We start from the raw sequence: 19711 nt of genomic DNA on the forward strand, positions 1-19711 counted from the left end.
AAGTTCAATCTACTATTTCTAGAGATGAGGTTTACGTATGGACAATTTAGGGCGTTATTCAAGACAAATTCTTTTTTCAGGTATTGGTAAAGAGGGGCAGGTAAAGTTGCTGAGAAGCAAGGTGGCAATTGTCGGTGTGGGCGCATTGGGGACAGTTTGCGCCAATCATTTAGTTCGATCTGGCGTGGGATTCATCAGGTTAATTGATAGAGATGTAGTAGATCTTTCAAATCTTCAGAGGCAATCACTTTTTAATGAAGAAGATGTGAATCTTAATCTTCCCAAGGCAGTTGCAGCCCAAAAGAGACTAAACAGCATTAATTCCAGTATTAAGGTAGACGCGGTTGTCAAAGATTTAAATTTAGATAATGCAGAGGAAGTATTGGCGGGATTTGATGTTATTATCGATGGGACTGATAATTTTATGACCCGCTATTTGATCAATGATGTGGCGGTTAAATACGGAATTCCTTGGGTCCATGGGGCAGCAGTAAGTTCTCGAGGAATGTTTGCAGTAATTAAACCTGGGATAACGCCTTGTTATCGCTGTCTATTTCCCCAAGTACCAGCTGGTAGAGGTGAAACTTGTGATACGATAGGTGTATTGTCACCAATTACAGACATCATTGGTTCTTTTCAAGCAATGGAAGCGATAAAAATACTAGTAGGGGCTGCGACAAATTCTAACCTTGAGCAAATTGATAGTTGGGATACTTCCTTATTTTCAATGGATATATCAGAAGGGAAAAACTCATCCTGTCCGACATGCGTAAACCATCAGTTTGACTTTCTTGACCGATCATCAAGCCTCCAGGAAACTTTCACGACTCTTTGTGGAAGAGAAACTGTGCAAATTTATTCTAGGGAAAAGCGTGAACGAGATTTACTAAAACTGGGTGAGTATCTAAAAGGGAATGGAAAAGTTACCTGCAACAATTTTCTACTTCGTTTTTCTCCGTCTGAAGAAATTTCAATCGTCATTTTTAAAGATGGCCGTGTCTTGGTACATGGTACCGATGATGTCGTAAAAGCAAAAGCACTTTATTCACAATATATTGGCAACTAGAAAGACGTGTTTTTCGTTTCGAAAAACACGTCTTTTTGCTATCGTTATGAAATTATTTTTTCAATGACCAATCTTTTCCCAGTATTAATGGTAAATTCAAAGCGGTCATTTACCTTTTCAAAATAACAAAAATGGTGCTGAACATTGCAAATTTGTTCTTGGTTATCAAAAACAATAAAGTTTACTCCATCTTTGCGATTTTCATCAGATAAGAAAGACAAGTGATTGTAACAATAAATGCAATCATAGATAGAAAAATCTAACGAGTTTAGGGTGGTGACAAATTGAAAAAAAGCATCATCATTTAATCCCTCTAAAAGTCTTTCCAACGAGTAAATTAAATGCTTTCTTATTCTAACCAGATCATTGTCACGAAGCATAATAAACTCATTTCCACTACGTATCTTCCCAGATTCGATTAGAATCCCTTTTTTCCAACGATTTACCCGAAATATTTCTATTTCTTGCTGAAGAAAATCATCCAGCATCGCTGCTTCTTCTGTTTCTTCATCAAAAAAGATCCATTGATCACTTATTTGTTCAACTGCTCCTTCATTATAGGCCCTCTGTTGGAAATCCATTAGTTTCATTCTTTGTTGTCGATTCATGTTTAACCTCCGTGCCTAATGCGTTCATTTTCCTTTGTAGACATCTTTATGGAATTTTATAACTTGTTTATCTTTAATTTGGACAATTTTCCAAATAAATTGGGCTGAATAGAATAAAAACATGCAATGAAACCCAGTGTCTTAAACTGGAGGGAGGAGAGTTATATGTGCGGATTATCAGGATGGATTGATTTTACAAAAGATATTAGAAAAGAAAATGCTACGATTGAAAAAATGACAAATACGTTAGCCAAAAGAGGACCTGATGAAACGAACCTCTGGGTTCAAACACATGCTGGGTTTGGTCATAAGCGCCTGATTGTTGTGGATCCTGATGGTGGAAGACAGCCTATGACAAAACAAAAGGAAGGTAGAGAGTACACCATTTGTTACAATGGTGAACTATATAATACTGAAGATATCCGCAAAATTCTCCTTACTAAAGGATATTCTTTCAATGGTCATTCTGATACAGAAGTTCTGTTAACTGCCTATATTGAATGGGCGGAAGAGTGCGTAAACTATTTAAACGGTATATACGCGTTTGCGGTTTGGGACCAACAGAGGGAGCAATTGTTTATTGGACGGGATAGATTAGGAGTTAAACCATTGTTTTTTACTGAATTAAAAAAAGGGATATTATTTGCTTCAGAAATCAAGGCAATTCTTGCGAATCCTGCCATGAAAACGGAGTTAGAATATGAGGGGCTTGCTGAAATTTTTGGATTAGGGCCATCTAGAACTCCTGGTTCAGGTATCTTTAAGGGGATTAAGGAGTTAAGACCGGCACATGCGTTAACTTTTTCAAAAAAGGGCTTAAAGACTTGGCGCTACTGGAATGTTAAAAGTGAGGTCCATAACGATAGTATAGAAGAAAGTGCTGAAAAAGTACGATATTTGGTGACAGATGCTGTAACTAGACAGCTAGTATCCGACGTTCCGCTTTCTACATTCTTATCAGGTGGCTTAGATTCAAGTATTATTACTGCGATTGCAGCACAAGGATTTAAAGACCAAGGTAAGGGTCAGCTTCATACGTATTCTATTGATTATGAAGGAAACGATCAGTTTTTTAAAGCAAACGAATTTCAACCAAACGCTGATGAGAAATGGATTAACATTGTGACACAAGAGTTTAATACAAAGCACCATTATAAAATTATTTCTCAGCAACAATTAGTGAAAGACTTAACAGAAGCGGTTCATGTTCGTGATTTTCCTGGTATGGCTGATATCGATTCTTCCCTTCTGTGGTTTTGTAAGGAAATTAAAAAGGACTTTGTTGTTAGTTTGTCAGGAGAATGTGCGGATGAGATTTTTGGAGGGTATCCATGGTTTCATCGCAAGGAAGATTTACAGAGACAAGGATTCCCTTGGATGCGTTCTGTTGATCAAAGAAATAATTTGTTAAGAGCTGATTGGCAGCAGAAGCTTAAATTAAATGATTATATGATGGAAAAGTATAATCAAGCCATCCTAGAAACACCTAAATTGGATGGTGAAAGCATGGAAGAATCAAAACAGCGTGAGCTTTTTTATATTAATATGACACATTTTATGCCAACGCTACTTGATCGAAAAGATAGGATGAGTATGGGGGCAAGTCTTGAAGTTAGGGTACCTTTCGCTGATCATCGTCTTGTAGAATACGTCTGGAATATCCCTTGGGATATAAAAATGGTTCATGGCCGAGAAAAGGGAATCTTGAGAAAAGCATTTGAAGGAATTCTTCCTGAAGAAGTACTGTATCGCAAGAAAAGTCCGTATCCAAAAACCCATAATCCAGCATATACACGGGCTGCTCAGAAACAGATGAAGGAGATATTGGCTGATAAGTCCTCTGCACTATTTGAATTATTCAATCAAGATTTATTAAATGAACTCGTTGAATCTGGTGGGAATTCATTTAAAGAGCCATGGTTTGGTCAGTTGATGTCAGGTCCACAGCTATTGGCTTACTTTGTTCAATTAGATATATGGTTTAAAGATTATAATATTAACATAGTAAATCGATAAGGTTAAAAGTTGGATTCAAAACTTAATTAGATTAAAATGGGTGTATGGAAGGGGATTGAAAATGAAGAAAACCTTGATTACACTCATTTTAATAGGTACTTTTGTTATTTCATCAGTACCAGCTTACGCAGAGATAGAGAGAGAAAACCGGGAATGGCAGGACGAGACCATCTATTCCATAATGGTTGATCGGTTTTTTAATGCCGATACAAAAAATGACACGGATGTTAATACACTGGACCCATTAGCCTATAATGGTGGAGATTTTCAGGGGGTCATGGACAAGTTGGATTACCTAAAGGACATGGGATTCACAGCAATCCGACTAACATCCATTTTTGATAATTCTGCTGGCGGATACCATGGCTATTGGGTGAAGGACTTCTATAAAACAGAAGAGCATTTTGGATCGCTGAAAACATTTAAAAAACTTGTTAATGAAGCACACAATCGGGATATGAAGGTCATCATTGATTTTGTGACAAATAATGTTTCGAAAGAACATCCATGGGTTAACGATGCAACAAAGCAAAATTGGTTTATTGAGAAGCAAGAAATTAGTGATAGTGATGCTTTACCTGTTCTTAACCAGGACAACCCAGAGGTGAAGGCATATTTATTGAATGCTGCTAAATGGTGGATAAATGAAACGGATATTGACGGATATAGTCTTCCTGAGGTAAATCATGTATCCGAGTCCTTTTGGAATGATTTTTCAACAGAGGTAAAAAAGGAAAAGGAGAACTTTTTTCTCTTAGGGATTACTTCTATGAACAGTAATGCTGACCTTGATAACTATTTGAATGTTGGAATCGACAGCCTTACTGACTATCAACATAGTGAGGATTTAAGAAATGTTTTCGCAACAACCAATCAATCTTTTAGTGTAATAAAGGAAAGTAACCTACAAAAACCTGAATTGCAGCCACAATTTTTTGATAACGAACTTACAACAAGATTTACAAGTGATATAGTGAAAAATAAACATTTTCCAGGGGCTCGCTGGAAGACCGCATTTGCCTATACATATTCTACTCCAGGTATCCCGGTAATCTTTTATGGAACTGAAATTGCATTAAACGGGGGCGAAATTCCGGATAATCGCCAGCCAATGAATTTTCGTACTGAAAAGGAGCTAATTGATTATATTACAAAGCTAGGTGAATTGAGAAAACAGCTTCCATCATTGACTAGAGGAAGTATGGAAATGCTGTATGAAAAAGATGGAATGGCTGTTTACAAACGAGTATACCAAGATGAAACAGCGATTATCGCCATTAATAATACAAGTGAATCTCAAAATGTGAAGTTAAACAATGAACAAATTGAGCGTGGAAAAGAACTGCGTGGGTTGCTAAAAGGAGACCTTGTCAGGAGTAAGGATGATCGATATGATCTAATCATTGACCGCGATGAAGCGGAAATCTATGTATTAGCCAATAAGAGTGGAATTAATTTACCGTTAATAGGGTCATTAGCAGTCGTCTATATCTTATTCACCATCTTTATCATTAAAATAAGGAAAAGAAGAAAAGTGTAGAAAAAATGCGATACGCAAGTATCGCATTTTACATTGGAATGTTTCCTATCCATTGACGATTTTCCCACCGTTTACATGGATAATTTGTCCGCTAACATAGGAAGAATCATCAGAGGCTAGGTATACATAGCTTGGGGCAAGTTCATACGGCTGGCCAGCTCTACCCATAGGTGTATCCGTACCAAAGCTGATAACTTGGACTTCTGTAAATGTTGATGGTATTAGCGGTGTCCAAATCGGCCCTGGCGCTACACCATTGACTCTAATACCTTTGGATGCAAGCGATTTTGCAAGTGAACGGGTGAACGTTACGATTGCACCTTTTGTGGCAGAGTAATCCAATAATTGCTCATGGCCAGCATAGGCCGTGATTGATGCTGTATTGATAATTGCAGCTCCTTTTTTCATATAGGGGAGCACCATTTTAGACATATAAAAGTAGGAGAAAATATTGGTCCGAAATGTCTTCTCAAGCTGTGCAGAGGTGATATTTAATAGACTTTGCTGTGGATGCTGCTCTGCTGCATTGTTTACTAAAATATCGATTTTTCCAAATTGATTTATTGCATTATGAACAGTCTCTTTGCAAATATCTTCATTGCCTACGTCACCGGGAAAGAGCAGGCATTTTCGTCCTTCTGCCTCGACGAGTTTCTTTGTTTCTTCGGCATCTTGATGTTCCTCTAAGTAGACAATCGCTACATCTGCACCTTCTTTGGCAAAATAAATGGCGACGGATTTACCAATTCCACTATCACCGCCAGTTATTATGGCTGTTTTACCTGCTAATTTTCCTGCACTTTTATAATTTGGATCCACTGATACCGGACGAGGATTCATTTCACTTTCAATTCCTGGTTGATGGTTTTGATGCTGTGGTGGAAAAGCTTTCTTTTGCTTCGAGTTGTTATTCGTCATTCATACTACCTCCTAGGTGGATTACCTATTTAGTTTGAGGAGATTGAAGAAAAATATTAGGAAATAATAAAAGTGAAAAGGATTTTCCTTTTCACTTTTAACTTACCTATAGTTTATAAACTGAACATCAACAGTAAGGTCTGCTTCTCGGACCAATGAAATGATTTTCTGTAAATCATCACGGTTTTTACCACTAACGCGGATTTGGTCATCTTGAATTTGGCTTTTCACCTTAACGCCGCTATTTTTAATGATCGTGTTAATTTTTTTAGCATTTTCTTTATCGATGCCTTGGACAAGTTTTGCCCTTTGACGGACTGTCGCGCCGGAGGCTTTTTCCATTTTCCCATAATCGAGATTCTTAATAGGGACACCCCTTTTGATTAACCTGCCCAGCAAGACGTCTTTAAGCTGGTCCATTTTGTATTCATCATCTGAAACCAGAACGAGCTCTTCTTTATCCAGTGTTACCTCACTTTTACTGCCCTTAAAATCATAGCGAGTTTTTATTTCCTTCATCGTTGCCGTAATTGCATTTGTGACTTCAGTGAATTCAACTTTGGATACAATATCAAATGATTCATCTTTTGCCATCGTAAACCCTCCAGTAAAGTATGTATTTTTATCTTGATATTGATTTTGCTAAAGTTTCCCTTTATGGCTATATTATAGTAAAATAAATCAGTTCAAACAACCTGGGGAAAACTGAAATGAAGAGAAAAGGTGAGTAAAAATGTCTTTACAAGAACTTATTGGTCAAACTGTAACCTTAACTGTAGCACGAATAGCAGACTTCGGCTATTTTTTAACAGATGGTAATGAAGATGTATTATTGCATATGAATGAGGCGGATCGAGAATATGGACTAGACGATTCGGTCGAGGTCTTCCTTTATGTTGATTCCGAAGGCAGAACGTCTGCCTCTACAACCATTCCTGAAATTGCTATTGGCAAATATGCTTGGCTAAAAGTAGTCGATAGTAACCCTCATGTTGGGGTGTTTTTAGATATTGGTCTAAAAAAGGATTTATTGTTAGGAATCGATGATCTCCCTGTCCATAAATCAGTCTGGCCTAAGGAAGGCGATTTGGTTTATGTTACCTTAAGGGTGAATAACAATTATCTTTTATATGCAAAACTTGCAACGGACCCTGTCATAGAATCGATTTCTACTCAAGCTACACGTACAGATTTCAACAAAAATATTCAAGGCCATATCTATCGAACAGCGAAAGTGGGGAGCTGGATTTATACGATAGAAGGCTTTAAAGGATTTATTCATGAGTCGCAAAGACAAATAGAGCCTCGTTTAGGACAAAAGGTAGAAGGACGGATAATTGATGTAAAAGAAGACGGGACGGTCAATGTCTCGCTGCTTGCTAGGAAACAGGAATCACAGGATTTAGATTCTGAGCGAATTCTTGAATATCTAAACAGTAGAAACGGAGCCATGCCTTTTAATGACAAAAGCATGCCCGAGGAAATTCAGGAACGCTTTCAGTTAAGTAAAGGTGCGTTTAAACGAGCGCTTGGTAAACTTATGAAAGAAGGCAGGGTGTATCAAGAGGGCAGTTGGACATACTTGAAAAAAGATTAGAAACGATACATACTCCCTTTCGAAATGACGGACACTAGTCATTGAAGGAATTTTGAAAGGGGTATGGATATGCCGCATACATCTGATAATGATAAAAAGGCGCAAGACAATAATGCAAATAGTCATGAAAAAAACATGATGCGAGAAAAAAACCGTCAAGCTGGTAAAAATCAATATTCGAAGAAAACAGATCATAAATAAAAACAAGCGGGAAAATCCCGCTTGTTTTTATTTATGAAGGTAACTTGTTCAAAAAGAAAATGGCGATAGCACCAGGGCCTGTGTGGGCTCCAACAGCGGAGCCAATGTTGGTGATGCAGATTTCTCTTGGCTGTAATTCTTCCTCAATTAACGCTTTTACTTCTGAGAGGTTTTCTGGAGTATCAGCATGGCTAATGCCGATAACCTGATCTTTAAAGTCTGACCCGCGTTCCTTCATAATTTCAACTAAACGTCGATAAACCTTCTTTTTTCCCCGTATTTTTTCAATAGGTACAAGCTTGCCATCTTCGACATTGAGGATCGGTTTGATGTTTAATAATCCGCCTAAAAAGGCTGATGCTTTCGATACACGACCGCCCTTTGCCAAGTAATCCAAGTCTTCTACCGTAAATACCTGCTCCATATGTTGACTACGGAATAACACATCTTTTATTATTTCTTCCTTTGATGAATTTTCTGCTGCAAGCCTTGCTGCTTCTTTTACAACTAGCCCGAATCCAAGTGAAGCACACTTTGTATCCACAATTGTTAAATTAAAGTTTGGATATTTTTCCTTGACTTGGTCAAGAATCATAACAGACGTCTGATATGTACCGGATAATTCTGAAGAGAAGGCAATATAGATTCCATCTTCACTATTTTCAGCCATTCTCGTAAATACCTCCTCAAATAATAATGGAGATACCTGGGAGGTTTTAGGTACATCACCACTGCGAATAGCGTCATAAACAGTTTTAGGGTCAATAGTTTTTACATCCTCATATTCCTGCCCCTGAACCTGGACCTTTAATGGAAATAAGGTAACGTTATGTTCAGTATAAAATTCTTTTGGTAAATCGCATGCGCTGTCAGCTAGTATTTTTACTGGCATAAGCTCACCTGCTTTCAAGCTAATATAGTTAGTTTTAGTTTATCGGTTTCATGTGAAAAATACAATTATCAAGATGAATTACATATAAAAAACGAAGGAGATGAAGCTTTTGATATGGCTTCAATCAAAAAAAATAGTAATTGTTATTATTGGCGCATTCCTCAATGCATTAGCAATCAATTTCTTTTTAGTTCCAGCAAATGTCTATTCGAGCGGATTTACAGGAATCGCCCAATTGTTATCCAAAGTATTGAGTGAACAGACTCCACTTACTGTATCGATTGGTTTTTTATTACTCGTATTAAATATTCCAGTAGCCATCCTCGGCTGGTTTAAGGTTGGGAAATCTTTTACCGTGTATAGTTTTTTAAGTGTTGCCTTATCATCTATGTTTTTGGAATTAATCCCTATTACTCAGGTATCGGAGGATATTCTTCTTAATTCCGTTTTTGGTGGAGTTATTTTAGCGGTAGGTGTGGGTATAACCTTAAAATGGGGTGCATCTACGGGAGGGCTGGACATCATTGCGATGGTATTATCAAGAATGAAAGATAAACCTATTGGTACTTATATATTCATTCTAAATGCATTTATTATTATAACGGCAGGATTTCTTTTTGGGTGGGAAAAAGCCCTTTATACAATTGTTTCTTTGTATGCCACTACAAGAGTCATTGATGCCATTCATACAAGGCATGCTAAAGTCACTGCGATGATTATTACAAAAAAAGCAGACGAATTAAAAGCAGCTATACATTCACAGCTTGTTAGGGGAATTACCATGATTCCCGCAAAAGGAGCTTTTTCAAATGAACCAAGAGACATGTTAATGATCGTAATTACCCGGTATGAATTATTTGATTTAGAACGAATTATCCGGGACGTTGATCCAAATGCCTTTACCAATATCATTCAGACAACCGGAATCTATGGTTTCTTTAGGCGGGAGTGATAGATAATATAGAAAAGCTGGCATGCGTCATCAACGTGCCAGCTTTTCTATTATTGAATTTGTTCAAGCTCATTTTGCATTTCTTGGAGCTGATGTTGTTCTGCGACCGTTGAATTAGCAAAAGCAGAACTTAATGCATTCTTTGCTTTCGAAACCACAGCATCACGATCAGCAGGGTCGGCAGATTTCGCCATTTCAACAAATCTTCTGGCTTCTTGGAACAACTGGTTACCCATCGTTATATTCCCCCAAGCGAGGATTCACGCACATTGGCCATTTTCTGGGCTTCCGCTTCAGCGTAGGTCATGTGGTAAGGAATACGTTCAGAATGTTTACTTACGGTATCCACTCCTTGCTGGACAAAGCGTTTTGATTTGTTTCGTTTACCCATTGAAATCCCTCCAATTTGGTGAGCTTGGTGTGAAGCAGTGAAACTGCCTCACAAAAATAGTATGCGCAAAGTCTAGTATTTCATTTAGGTAAACTCTGGTGTATCACTGCACTTATTTTAAGTTTAACAAATCTGACAAATATACTCCGATACCGTCTTCTTCATTTGTCAGGGTTACCTCGTTTGCAATAGTTTTTACTTTGTCTATCGCATTTCCCATCGCTACACCACGTCCAGCATATTCAAGCATTTCTAAGTCATTATCTTCATCACCAAATGCAATAATTCTTTCAGGTGGGATGTTGAAATATTCTGATGCCTTTTTTAAACCAACAGCTTTACTTAGGCCAGTTTTAATAATTTCAATTACATGCCATGGTGCCGCCCAGCTGCGATGGTCAATCACCTCTGCGTGAACGTCAGAAAGATGTTTACGGATTTGCTTTAGTTCATCTTCCTCCGTATGGATTAACAAACTTGTTGGAGAATCTTTTAAGAAATCACGGAGGTCACCTGTAGTGACGTTTGGATTGCCCATACCGAAAATATCTAAAAGTTTTTCGTCATGATAGTGGAAATAAACTTCATCAATAACCTCTGCAATAATATTGTGGAATTTAAAGGTTCGGCATGCTTCCACAACATCTTTGGCTACTTTTATGTCGAGAGGATCATGGAAAAATCCCCAGCTTGAGTCGAGCGGATGATGCATAAAGGCACCATTAAAATTAACAATTGGCGTGTCTAGCTGGAGCTCGCGATAATAGGGTTCACTGGAACGATAGGGTCTTCCCGTTGCAATCATCACCACGTGTCCTTCTTCCCTTGCTTTACTTAATATGTTTTTTGTTTTCGTTGAAATGGTTTTATCATCTTTTAATAAAGTTCCATCTAAGTCTAATGCGATTAAATGTTTTTCTGCCATGATGACTCCTTCTTTGAATTGTTTTTTTATACAATAAGTCAAAGCTTTAGTATCTTTGAGAACAAAATGATACACTACAACTATGAATTTTCTTTGAATGTTTGAAAATCAAACTTGTATAAATACTATGTTAACAATTTTATACCTTGCATGTAAAAAAATTCACTTCATAAGAATAAAAATTTCGCTATAATTAATTTTTCCTAGGGGGTTCTGTCATAGTGATTATCGTTGAAAAGGGTTTGCTCAAAACGAAGCCTTTCCTACACATCGTCAAAAAAGATCGACAACAACAGAAACTTCCGCTCATTATTTTTGTCCATGGATTTACCAGTGCAAAGGAGCATAATCTTCATTATGCCTATTTATTAGCGGAGAAAGGTTTTCGTGTCATTCTGCCAGAGGCGATGTATCATGGTGAAAGGGAGCAAGGTTTAACCGAGAATGCGCTATACAAACATTTTTGGGAAATTGTCATTAAGACGATCCATGAATTAAACGATTACAAGGAATACTATGTTAATGAAGGCTTAGCAGACCAGGAGAAAATTGGACTTGCTGGAACTTCAATGGGCGGTATTGTGACCTTGGGAGCTTTAACTCAATACAAATGGATCAAAGCAGCTGTGAGCTTAATGGGGATGCCAGCTTATGAGGATTACTTACATTGGCAAATAGAACAAATGCAAAACCTTGGGATTGGTCTTTCTTTTACAAATGAACAGATTGAAGAGCAATTATCGTTGCTCCGTCAATATGATTTGAGTAATCAACCAGAAAAACTTAAGAATCGACCATTATTATTTTGGCATGGGAAAAAGGATCCAATCGTACCCTTTCACTTAACGTATCAATTTTATCAATCGATAAAGAATTATTATGAGAAGACACCAGCTAATATTCACTTTATCAGTGATGCACAAGCTGATCACAAGGTTAGCAGGGAAGGTTTAAAGGCAACTGTTGACTGGTTTGAGAAACACTTATTAAAATAATATAGAAGGAGTGTATTATAAATGAATGAAGAATTAAAAGAAAATATTATGGGTGCATTAGAGCTTGTAATCGATCCAGAATTAGGTGTTGATATCGTCAATTTAGGTTTAGTATACGATGCCGAAATGGATGATGATGGAAATGTAACGATTACCATGACATTAACCTCGATGGGATGTCCATTAGCTGGAACGATTGTTGACCAAGTTAAAAGAGCATTAGCTGATATTCCTGAAGTAAAAGAAGTAGAGGTTAATATTGTCTTTAATCCGCCATGGAACAAAGAAATGATGTCCCGTTATGCAAAAATCGCCTTAGGTATTAGATAAGGAAGTCAGAAAACAGCAGAAAAACTCTGCTGTTTTTTTATTCACAAAAAGGACAAATCATATTGGAGCGAATGTGAGGTAGTTCACTTATAGATAGTGGAATCCCCTTTATAATACAGGTAATAAGGCTGTTTGGTTTTTGAAATGGCCGTTTTAGGAGGCGTTTCATATGGCTTTTGGCCGAGATTTTAATAAAGATCCATTTATCGTTATTTGGGAACTTACACGTGCATGTCAACTAGCTTGTTTACACTGTCGTGCTGAAGCTCAATTAAAAAGAGACCCACGTGAACTTTCATTTGAAGAAGGTAAAAACCTAATTGATCAAATATACCAAATGAATAATCCAATGCTTGTCTTTACAGGTGGAGATCCATTAATGAGACAAGATGTTTTTGATATCGCTAAATATGCAGTAGAAAAAGGTGTTAGAGTTTCAATGACTCCAAGTGCAACACCAAATGTTACGAAAGAAGCAATAGAAAAAGCGAAGGAAGTTGGGCTTTCCAGGTGGGCGTTTAGTATCGATGGACCAACTGCTGAAGTACATGATCATTTCCGTGGAACTGCTGGATCCTTCGACCTTACAATGGAAAGAATTAAATATTTGCATGAACTTGAAATTCCAATCCAAATCAATACAGTAATATCCAGATATAATATAGAGTACCTAGATGAAATGGCAAAAATGGTTGAGGATTTAGGCTGTGTCCTTTGGAGTGTCTTTTTCCTTGTCCCAACAGGCAGAGGTCAAGAGTCAGATATGATATCACCTGTTGAGCACGAGAAAGTGTTCAGATGGTTATATGACCTTAGTAAGCGTGTTTCCTTCGATATTAAGACTACAGCGGCCCAGCATTATCGCCGTGTTGTGATTCAGCAAAAAATGCGTGAAGCAAAAGATCAGACAGATGAAATAAATTATCTAAGTGCTTTAACAGAACAGGGGTTAACAGGTTCGATTGATGGTCTTGGACGAGCACCTAAAGGTGTGAATGATGGAAATGGATTTGTCTTCATCTCCCATATTGGGGATGTATATCCAAGCGGATTATTACCGGTTAAAGCAGGAAATGTTCGTGAAACACCATTAGCAGAAATTTATCGTGAGTCACCAATATTCCAATCATTAAGAAATCCAGATCTCTATAAAGGGAAATGTGGCGTATGTGAATTCCGCCATGTCTGTGGCGGCTCAAGATCAAGAGCCTATGCGATGACAGGAGATTACCTAGAAAGTGAACCGTTCTGTGTTTATATTCCAAAAGCATTAAGAGAAAAACAAATTCAATCATAATACAAAAGATGGAAGCAATCGCAAATGATTGCTTCCATCTTTTTATTCAATACTGCAATATACAGCAGGACAATTTTCACAGCCGATTTCATCTTTTAAATAGTGAAGATTTAAAATAGTGATTTTCCCTTTTTTGACATTGATAATTTTATCTTTCTTCAATTCACTTAGGATGCGGTTTGTACTCTCTCTTGAAGTTCCGCAAAAGTTGGCAAGCTCTTGATTGGTTAGCGGTAAATCAATTAATATTTCATTATCTTTATGAATACCGTAGCTATTAGACATCCGAATTAAGGTAGAAAATAGTGCCCCGCGTTTCCCATTTAAGACAAGGTCACGAAATTTTGTCTGCGTTTTTCGGAAATGGTCACTCATCCATTTCATAAACTCGAAAGCTAGCTTACTATTTTGGAAAATCTCACTTTCAATCACATCTTTTTTAATGGCAACAATTTCACCTTCCTCTAATACTCTTGCACTTAATAAGTATCTTGGGTTTTCAGTAAAAAGGGTTAATTCACCACAAATATCATTCTCTCCACAGATCCTTAAGGAAAGTTCACGTCCATCAGAAGTGATTTTACTTATTTGAACTTTACCAGAAACAATAATATAAAGTTCTTCGGCAAGCATTCCTTCTTGAAATAAAAAGCTTCCCCGTTCACTTTTAATTCTCCTGTCAGCAAATTTAAGTAATTCTTTTATTTCAATTGAATGAGTAGGTTTTATTTTCGTCATCATTTATATTCTCACCTCGAGAGTTATCGTTAGCCTTCAGCTTTTTTCTGATATTCATTACTCTTATTTTAACGTAGGTTTTGACCAATGACAGAAGTAAACAATGACAATATAGTGAAAACTCGTTTGAATATTTTAATAAATCTATGAGGAGACATTAATTTATTGTAAAAGAAATGTTATGATAGTGAATAATGTAACAGTATTTTAAACTCATAACTGGTACACTTGAAAATATACAATTCGCTTTTTAAAAATAATGGAGTTGATATAATTGGAGAAGACCATTATTAAAGATAAATTAAATCGTCCATTACGGGATTTAAGAATCTCTGTGATTGACCGTTGTAACTTCCGCTGCCAATATTGCATGCCTGCAGACCAATTTGGTGATGATTTTGAATTCCTGCCCAGAAGTGCACTGCTAACATACGAGGAAATTGAACGTATTGCAAAAGTATTTGTTCGATTAGGCGTTGAAAAAATACGTTTAACAGGCGGTGAACCTCTGCTTCGTAAAGACCTTCCAACTTTGGTAGATAAGCTTTCACAAATTGAAGGTTTAAGAGATATCGCTTTAACGACGAACGGAGTCCTTCTTCCCAAACTTGCTGATAAATTAAAAGAAGCAGGCCTAAAAAGAGTCAACATAAGTCTTGATACCTTAGATGATGAGTTGTTTGGTAAAATTAAGGGTCGAGGTGTCGGCACGCAGCCGGTATTAGACGGAATTGAAGCCGCTAAGAAGGCTGGTCTCATGGTGAAAATCAATATGGTTGTTAAAAAAGGCCTTAATGATTCTGAAATTATCCCAATGGCTGACTTTTGCTTGGAGAATGGCTTGGAGCTTCGCTTTATTGAATATATGGATGTAGGTTCTTCTAATGGTTGGAAGATGGATGATGTGATTACTAAAAAACAAATTTATTATCTTCTAAAAGAACACTATCAATTAGATTCACTTGACCCAGCTTATTTTGGAGAAGTCGCAAAGTTATATAATTATCATAACACGGATGTTAATGTAGGCTTTATCTCTTCTGTTTCAGAGTCATTCTGCAGTAGTTGCACGCGCTCACGCCTTTCAGCAAATGGCCAAATTTTTACTTGTTTATTTAATGGTAATGGTCATGATATCCGAAACTTCATGAGAAATGGTGCTTCAGAAGAGGAATTACAAAACCGAATTACTGGCATTTGGAATGGCCGAGATGACAGGTATTCAGACGAACGAACAGAAGAAACAACAAAGAACCGTAAAAAAATTGAAATGTCCTATATTGGCGGCTAACCTCTCTTTTTTGAGAGGTTTTTTTACAAAGAAAAAGAGGCTGATAGTTCAGCCTCTTTTAATCCTTTATTAGAAATATCTAGGGAATAAGATGTTATTTTCAAGATGAACGTGCATAAATGTTAGTCCTTCTAGATCTTCTAGCCGCTTGTAAACTAAACGATATGTTCCACATGCGTCAAGAGGAAGTGTATAATCAGAGGTTACGGCACGAATCTGTCTAAGGATCTCTCCAGCATGATCGTGTTCTTTTTCAAGCTCAACAATCATGTTGATTGCTGCCTCTCGATTTTCCACTGTTCCATCTGCTAGTTGTTTAATTAATGGAAATACAATTTCTTCTTCTTTTGTCATATGCTCAATTAATTCTTTTTTAAATTCATAAAAGAGTTCATATACTTTTAGCAGTTCGGGATGATTGTCACCATGAACACGAGAAACCTTAGTAACATAAGGGCTGAGTAATGATAATTCCTCTTCAGATGTGCGGTGATAATGGTTGATAACGTGATCAATAATAGTAGAGGAATCGGATTTAGTCCAAACCTCTAAGTCAGTTTCAGTTGAACTGTACTTTCCAAATATTGCTTTTAATTCATTCATTAAATCTTCTTCATTTAATCCATTTACAGCAATTGCCTGTGATAATGGAATATTGCCACCACAGCAAAAATCAATTCTAAATTTCTTGAACACATCACTCGTTTTTGGCAGCTCATTTACTATGTCTTTAACCAATGTATTTGTAGAGAAAGGGAAAGTAATCATATTTTCCTCCTAATAATTTTTATTCGTTTATGTTTAACACTAACTTAAGGATAAGTGATTTCCAAAATAATTTGGGTGACCTGCATCACACATTTGATATAATTTCTAACTTTTTGATATATGGTTGTGATGTTTGCTATAGTACAAACCTTACGATACGCTTATAATTAAATAAGTTTGAATGATAAATTATGAACTTTACTAGTTATGGCAGGAGATGTTAATTTTGCTAGAGAGAAGAAGACCGATCCCAATTGGTGAAGCAGTTAAAAAGATAATGGAATTTCAATTAACAGGAAAAACAGAATATGTTTCTATAGATGATAGCTACGGACGCTTTTTGTCAGAAGACCTTAAAGCAACAAGTGATGTACCCCATTTTGACAGAGCACCATACGATGGTTTTGCAGTTAGATCGATTGACACCAAGGCAGCCTCTTCAAACAATGAAGTAGAGTTTAAGGTGGTCGATCATCTTGGAGCAGGTATGACGTCTTCAAAAGTAATTAGAGAATATGAAGCAGTCCGAATTATGACCGGTGCCATGTTGCCTGAAGGAACAGACGCAGTTGTGATGTTTGAAGTTGCAAAAGCATATGAAAAAAATGGGACACCATTCATGTCAATAAAACGCAGCTTTAACAAGGGCGATAATGTTTCCTATAGCGGGGAAGATGCAAAAGAGGGAGAAATCTTAGTAAAAAAGGGAACGTTAATAAACCCTGGTATACAAGCGATGTTGGCAACGTTTGGCTACCATCAGGTGCCTGTTGCGAAAATGCCAATCGTCGGGTTATTTGCTACTGGAACAGAATTGCTCGAAGTTGATGAAGAATTGGTACCTGGCAAAATTCGAAATAGTAATTCATATATGATAGCGGCTCAAATACAAAGGGCAGGTGCGATTGTTCATTACTTTGGTAAATTGCCGGATGTATTTGATACTTGTTTTACAGCAGTTAAAGATGCAATGGATAAAGTGGATTTACTGATAACAACCGGTGGAGTTTCTGTTGGAGATTTTGATTATCTCCCAGCAATCTATGAAAAGCTTGAAGCTGATGTCTTATTTAATAAAGTTGGGATGAGACCAGGCAGTGTAACGACTGTTGCGCAATTACACGGGAAGTTACTTTTTGGTTTATCTGGTAATCCATCTGCATGCTATGTTGGGTTTGAGTTATTTGCAAGACCAATCATTCGCAAAATGCTCTTTTCACCTAGACCTCACTTACGAAAAGAAAAAGCAGTACTTGAGGTTGATTTTCCAAAGGCAAACCCATTCACACGGTTTGTCCGCAGTGCTTATTCAATAAATAATGGCAGGATAATGGCAGAACCAAGCGGTTTAGATAAGTCCAATATCATTATGAGTCTTTCGGGGGCAAATTCCTTAATGATTCTTCCAGGAGGTACTAGAAGCTTCAAAGCGGGAGATGAGGTTGATATTCTGTTGCTCGAAGACCAAGTTGGCAGTGAATGGCCTTGGTAAAGCCAATTATTTATCAAGTGGTAGGATATCAGAATTCCGGCAAAACCACATTTTTATTAAAACTAATTCAAGTCCTAAAAAAGGTTGAATTAAAGATTGTAACCATTAAACATCATGGTCATGGAGGCTGTCCAGACGTATCAAAACAAAAAGATTCATCCAAGCATCTAGATGCAGGAGCAGCTGCATCTTTGGTTGAGGGAGAAGGTAGGATCGTCCTCCAAGCAGAAGATTCCGATTGGAACCTTGATGAACAAATTAGATTAATGGTTTTTTTTCAACCAGATATTATCCTGATTGAGGGGCACAAGAAGCAGCCTTATCCAAAATTACTTATTCTAAGAAATGAAGATGATCTTTTACTTTTGAATAATGTAAATAATATTACTGCCGTCATTGTTTGGAAGTATGCTTTATTGGAACAGGTTCGAGGAATTCTTAATGTTCCTGTATTTCATATTTCAGAGGAACAATCAGTAACAGAGATTTCAAAACAAATAAAAAAACTTGTTCATGCGTAAAAAAAAATCGGTCTAAGTGACCGATTTTTTTAGTCTATTTTACAGATTTCTATTGAGCAGTCTTCACAATCAATTTCATTCTTTAAATAATCTAAGTCATGAATTGTAATAGAACCTTTATCGATTGAAATAATTCCTGTTTTTCTTAAATCACTTAACAGCCGATTTACAACTTCTCGCGATGTCCCGCAGAAATTTGCCAATTCTTGGTTCGTTAAAGGTAATTCAATTAGGATTCCTTGATTTGTGTTACTCCCGTAACTGTTAGTGATACGGATGAGTGTTGAATATAATGCACCTTTCTTACCATGCAAAACAAGGTCTCTAAATTTCGTTTGAGTTTTTCGATACTGTTGACTCATCCATTTCATAAATTCAAGTGAGAGCTCATTATCATGTGTAAGCTTTTCTTCTAAAACATCCTTCATAATAACAGCCACTTCGCCACTTTCAGCTACACGGGCACTTAAAAGATACTTAGCTGCAGAGGAAAATAGATCAAGTTCCCCAATGAAGTCTCCTCTTGAACACATTCTGAGTGTAAGTTCCCGGCCGTCAGGAATAATCTTGCTGATTTGGATAATTCCACTTTGGACAATATATAACTCATTTGCAGCAGAACCTTCTTGAAACAGAAAAGTCCCCTTTTCAATTTTCTTAGTATGGTGAACGGTATCAAATAGTTGAGTCAACTTTACAGGTATTTCTTTTATTGACTGCATATGAATAACCACCTTAAAGGGGCGAAATCAATCGCTAATTTGCTTTGCCAAATAAAAACAGTCAAAAGTTTATTTACTAGATAGTACTATAATTATATTGTTAACAAAGCTTATTTATCAATAATTGTGCCATAAATTCATACAATCGTCAAAAGTTTATCATTAATTGAAAATTATTCCTATACTGACTACTGATTTAATGGAAATAATAAAGATGTACATGAAAAGGAGGGACAACAATGGGGCAAAACCGTCAATTTCGGTCTGGTCAAAAGGCACCAAATAATGGTGTATATATAGAAATCGGTGATACAGAGTCAAATGTCAATAATCCAAAAAAGATAAAGCTAAAAGCCGGAGACAGGTTTCCTGAAACGTCCAATGACGAACGCATTTGGACATACCAGCGTAAACCTTAAATCATTTTAAAAAAGTCATCCAAGACGGATGG

The 19711-nt window shown here is 36.9% G+C and carries 23 protein-coding genes; 13 read left to right on the forward strand and 10 right to left on the reverse strand.

Features of this window, described 5'->3' with window-relative positions:
- Positions 1–37 precede the first annotated feature (37 nt).
- The gene (locus BLR86_RS16045; RefSeq protein ID WP_090763374.1) at positions 38–1066 is read left to right on the forward strand and encodes a ThiF family adenylyltransferase; all 1029 of its coding nucleotides are present in this window, start codon (positions 38–40) and stop codon (positions 1064–1066) included.
- Between the two features lie 44 nt (positions 1067–1110).
- Here BLR86_RS16045 and BLR86_RS16050 read toward each other — a convergent pair whose 3' ends face one another.
- On the reverse strand, positions 1111–1674 hold the full coding sequence (locus BLR86_RS16050) for a DUF2777 domain-containing protein (RefSeq protein ID WP_090763377.1): 564 nt from the start codon (positions 1672–1674) through the stop codon (positions 1111–1113).
- A gap of 165 nt (positions 1675–1839) precedes the next feature.
- Here BLR86_RS16050 and asnB point away from each other — a divergent pair, with 165 nt between their 5' ends.
- The gene (gene asnB / locus BLR86_RS16055) at positions 1840–3690 is read left to right on the forward strand and encodes an asparagine synthase (glutamine-hydrolyzing) (RefSeq protein ID WP_090763380.1); all 1851 of its coding nucleotides are present in this window, start codon (positions 1840–1842) and stop codon (positions 3688–3690) included.
- A 61-nt stretch (positions 3691–3751) separates the two neighbouring features.
- A complete protein-coding gene (locus BLR86_RS16060) occupies positions 3752–5230 on the forward strand; it encodes an alpha-amylase family glycosyl hydrolase (protein WP_090763383.1) in 1479 nt (492 codons plus the stop codon).
- Positions 5231–5275: 45 nt separating this feature from the next.
- Here the strand turns inward: BLR86_RS16060 and BLR86_RS16065 are convergent, their stop codons facing one another.
- Together BLR86_RS16065 and BLR86_RS16070 are read right to left on the reverse strand one after the other, a co-directional pair.
- Positions 5276–6148 (reverse strand): SDR family oxidoreductase, encoded by an 873-nt coding sequence (locus BLR86_RS16065; RefSeq protein ID WP_090763386.1) that lies wholly within the window; start codon positions 6146–6148, stop codon positions 5276–5278.
- A 102-nt stretch (positions 6149–6250) separates the two neighbouring features.
- The gene (locus BLR86_RS16070; protein ID WP_090763389.1) at positions 6251–6742 is read right to left on the reverse strand and encodes a YajQ family cyclic di-GMP-binding protein; all 492 of its coding nucleotides are present in this window, start codon (positions 6740–6742) and stop codon (positions 6251–6253) included.
- Between the two features lie 139 nt (positions 6743–6881).
- Between BLR86_RS16070 and BLR86_RS16075 the strand changes: the two genes are divergently transcribed.
- On the forward strand, positions 6882–7745 hold the full coding sequence (locus BLR86_RS16075) for a CvfB family protein (protein ID WP_090763392.1): 864 nt from the start codon (positions 6882–6884) through the stop codon (positions 7743–7745).
- A 69-nt stretch (positions 7746–7814) separates the two neighbouring features.
- Positions 7815–7946 carry a DUF3941 domain-containing protein gene (locus BLR86_RS16080; protein WP_090763395.1) on the forward strand — a complete coding sequence of 44 codons (132 nt, stop codon included), beginning with the start codon at positions 7815–7817 and terminating at the stop codon, positions 7944–7946.
- A 31-nt stretch (positions 7947–7977) separates the two neighbouring features.
- Here BLR86_RS16080 and BLR86_RS16085 read toward each other — a convergent pair whose 3' ends face one another.
- Positions 7978–8838, reverse strand: coding sequence for a DegV family protein (locus BLR86_RS16085; protein ID WP_090763398.1), 861 nt, complete (start codon positions 8836–8838; stop codon positions 7978–7980).
- A 109-nt stretch (positions 8839–8947) separates the two neighbouring features.
- Between BLR86_RS16085 and BLR86_RS16090 the strand changes: the two genes are divergently transcribed.
- Positions 8948–9790 carry a YitT family protein gene (locus BLR86_RS16090; RefSeq protein WP_090763402.1) on the forward strand — a complete coding sequence of 281 codons (843 nt, stop codon included), beginning with the start codon at positions 8948–8950 and terminating at the stop codon, positions 9788–9790.
- Between the two features lie 50 nt (positions 9791–9840).
- On the opposite strand, the gene BLR86_RS16095 is transcribed toward BLR86_RS16090, so the two are convergent.
- From BLR86_RS16095 to BLR86_RS16100, 3 genes are all read right to left on the reverse strand, one after another.
- Entirely contained in the window at positions 9841–10026 is a 186-nt protein-coding gene (locus tag BLR86_RS16095) for a DUF3813 domain-containing protein (protein ID WP_090763404.1), read from the reverse strand.
- A gap of 2 nt (positions 10027–10028) precedes the next feature.
- The gene (locus BLR86_RS26150; RefSeq protein WP_165902987.1) at positions 10029–10181 is read right to left on the reverse strand and encodes a hypothetical protein; all 153 of its coding nucleotides are present in this window, start codon (positions 10179–10181) and stop codon (positions 10029–10031) included.
- Between the two features lie 112 nt (positions 10182–10293).
- Complete coding sequence (locus tag BLR86_RS16100; protein ID WP_090763407.1) at positions 10294–11106, reverse strand: Cof-type HAD-IIB family hydrolase; 813 nt, start codon at positions 11104–11106, stop codon at positions 10294–10296.
- A gap of 221 nt (positions 11107–11327) precedes the next feature.
- On the opposite strand from BLR86_RS16100, the gene BLR86_RS16105 reads away from it, so the two are divergent.
- The 3 genes from BLR86_RS16105 (at position 11328) to BLR86_RS16115 (ending at position 13728) form a co-directional block, all read left to right on the forward strand.
- Positions 11328–12101, forward strand: coding sequence for an alpha/beta fold hydrolase (locus BLR86_RS16105; RefSeq protein WP_090763410.1), 774 nt, complete (start codon positions 11328–11330; stop codon positions 12099–12101).
- 21 nt (positions 12102–12122) lie between these two features.
- A complete protein-coding gene (locus tag BLR86_RS16110; protein ID WP_090763413.1) occupies positions 12123–12431 on the forward strand; it encodes a metal-sulfur cluster assembly factor in 309 nt (102 codons plus the stop codon).
- Between the two features lie 169 nt (positions 12432–12600).
- Positions 12601–13728, forward strand: a complete 1128-nt coding sequence (locus BLR86_RS16115) for a TIGR04053 family radical SAM/SPASM domain-containing protein (protein WP_090763416.1) — start codon at positions 12601–12603, stop codon at positions 13726–13728.
- A gap of 42 nt (positions 13729–13770) precedes the next feature.
- Here BLR86_RS16115 and BLR86_RS16120 read toward each other — a convergent pair whose 3' ends face one another.
- Entirely contained in the window at positions 13771–14469 is a 699-nt protein-coding gene (locus tag BLR86_RS16120; RefSeq protein WP_090763419.1) for a Crp/Fnr family transcriptional regulator, read from the reverse strand.
- A 271-nt stretch (positions 14470–14740) separates the two neighbouring features.
- Here BLR86_RS16120 and moaA point away from each other — a divergent pair, with 271 nt between their 5' ends.
- Positions 14741–15757 (forward strand): GTP 3',8-cyclase MoaA, encoded by a 1017-nt coding sequence (moaA, locus tag BLR86_RS16125; RefSeq protein WP_090763425.1) that lies wholly within the window; start codon positions 14741–14743, stop codon positions 15755–15757.
- 69 nt (positions 15758–15826) lie between these two features.
- On the opposite strand, the gene ric is transcribed toward moaA, so the two are convergent.
- Positions 15827–16522 carry an iron-sulfur cluster repair di-iron protein gene (ric, locus tag BLR86_RS16130; RefSeq protein WP_090763737.1) on the reverse strand — a complete coding sequence of 232 codons (696 nt, stop codon included), beginning with the start codon at positions 16520–16522 and terminating at the stop codon, positions 15827–15829.
- A 229-nt stretch (positions 16523–16751) separates the two neighbouring features.
- Here ric and glp point away from each other — a divergent pair, with 229 nt between their 5' ends.
- Together glp and mobB are read left to right on the forward strand one after the other, a co-directional pair.
- Entirely contained in the window at positions 16752–18017 is a 1266-nt protein-coding gene (gene glp, locus BLR86_RS16135; protein ID WP_090763428.1) for a molybdopterin molybdotransferase MoeA, read from the forward strand.
- Positions 18005–18538 carry a molybdopterin-guanine dinucleotide biosynthesis protein B gene (gene mobB, locus BLR86_RS16140; RefSeq protein WP_090763431.1) on the forward strand — a complete coding sequence of 178 codons (534 nt, stop codon included), beginning with the start codon at positions 18005–18007 and terminating at the stop codon, positions 18536–18538. The genes glp and mobB overlap by 13 nt, the downstream gene beginning before the upstream one ends.
- Positions 18539–18567: 29 nt before the next feature.
- Here the strand turns inward: mobB and BLR86_RS16145 are convergent, their stop codons facing one another.
- Positions 18568–19260: a Crp/Fnr family transcriptional regulator gene (locus BLR86_RS16145; protein WP_090763434.1), complete on the reverse strand. Its 693-nt coding sequence runs from the start codon at positions 19258–19260 to the stop codon at positions 18568–18570.
- 239 nt (positions 19261–19499) lie between these two features.
- On the opposite strand from BLR86_RS16145, the gene BLR86_RS16150 reads away from it, so the two are divergent.
- Positions 19500–19679: a YjzC family protein gene (locus tag BLR86_RS16150; protein WP_090763438.1), complete on the forward strand. Its 180-nt coding sequence runs from the start codon at positions 19500–19502 to the stop codon at positions 19677–19679.
- Positions 19680–19711: the final 32 nt, after the last annotated feature.

The sequence above is a fragment of the Bacillus sp. OK048 genome (assembly GCF_900103525.1).
Taxonomy (GTDB): Bacteria; Bacillota; Bacilli; order Bacillales; family Cytobacillaceae; genus Neobacillus.

Coding starts and splice junctions, on each gene's coding strand:
- asnB (WP_090763380.1), top strand. CDS start 1,840: ATGTGCGGATTATCAGGATGGATTGATTTTACAAAAGATATTAGAAAA.
- BLR86_RS16075 (WP_090763392.1), top strand. CDS start 6,882: ATGTCTTTACAAGAACTTATTGGTCAAACTGTAACCTTAACTGTAGCA.
- BLR86_RS16080 (WP_090763395.1), top strand. CDS start 7,815: ATGCCGCATACATCTGATAATGATAAAAAGGCGCAAGACAATAATGCA.
- BLR86_RS16150 (WP_090763438.1), top strand. CDS start 19,500: ATGGGGCAAAACCGTCAATTTCGGTCTGGTCAAAAGGCACCAAATAAT.
- BLR86_RS16115 (WP_090763416.1), top strand. CDS start 12,601: ATGGCTTTTGGCCGAGATTTTAATAAAGATCCATTTATCGTTATTTGG.
- BLR86_RS16045 (WP_090763374.1), top strand. CDS start 38: ATGGACAATTTAGGGCGTTATTCAAGACAAATTCTTTTTTCAGGTATT.
- BLR86_RS16095 (WP_090763404.1), bottom strand. CDS start 10,026: ATGGGTAACCAGTTGTTCCAAGAAGCCAGAAGATTTGTTGAAATGGCG.
- BLR86_RS16100 (WP_090763407.1), bottom strand. CDS start 11,106: ATGGCAGAAAAACATTTAATCGCATTAGACTTAGATGGAACTTTATTA.
- BLR86_RS16070 (WP_090763389.1), bottom strand. CDS start 6,742: ATGGCAAAAGATGAATCATTTGATATTGTATCCAAAGTTGAATTCACT.
- BLR86_RS16110 (WP_090763413.1), top strand. CDS start 12,123: ATGAATGAAGAATTAAAAGAAAATATTATGGGTGCATTAGAGCTTGTA.
- BLR86_RS16145 (WP_090763434.1), bottom strand. CDS start 19,260: ATGCAGTCAATAAAAGAAATACCTGTAAAGTTGACTCAACTATTTGAT.
- BLR86_RS16050 (WP_090763377.1), bottom strand. CDS start 1,674: ATGAATCGACAACAAAGAATGAAACTAATGGATTTCCAACAGAGGGCC.
- BLR86_RS16065 (WP_090763386.1), bottom strand. CDS start 6,148: ATGACGAATAACAACTCGAAGCAAAAGAAAGCTTTTCCACCACAGCAT.
- BLR86_RS26150 (WP_165902987.1), bottom strand. CDS start 10,181: ATGGGTAAACGAAACAAATCAAAACGCTTTGTCCAGCAAGGAGTGGAT.
- BLR86_RS16085 (WP_090763398.1), bottom strand. CDS start 8,838: ATGCCAGTAAAAATACTAGCTGACAGCGCATGCGATTTACCAAAAGAA.
- mobB (WP_090763431.1), top strand. CDS start 18,005: ATGGCCTTGGTAAAGCCAATTATTTATCAAGTGGTAGGATATCAGAAT.
- BLR86_RS16120 (WP_090763419.1), bottom strand. CDS start 14,469: ATGATGACGAAAATAAAACCTACTCATTCAATTGAAATAAAAGAATTA.
- BLR86_RS16060 (WP_090763383.1), top strand. CDS start 3,752: ATGAAGAAAACCTTGATTACACTCATTTTAATAGGTACTTTTGTTATT.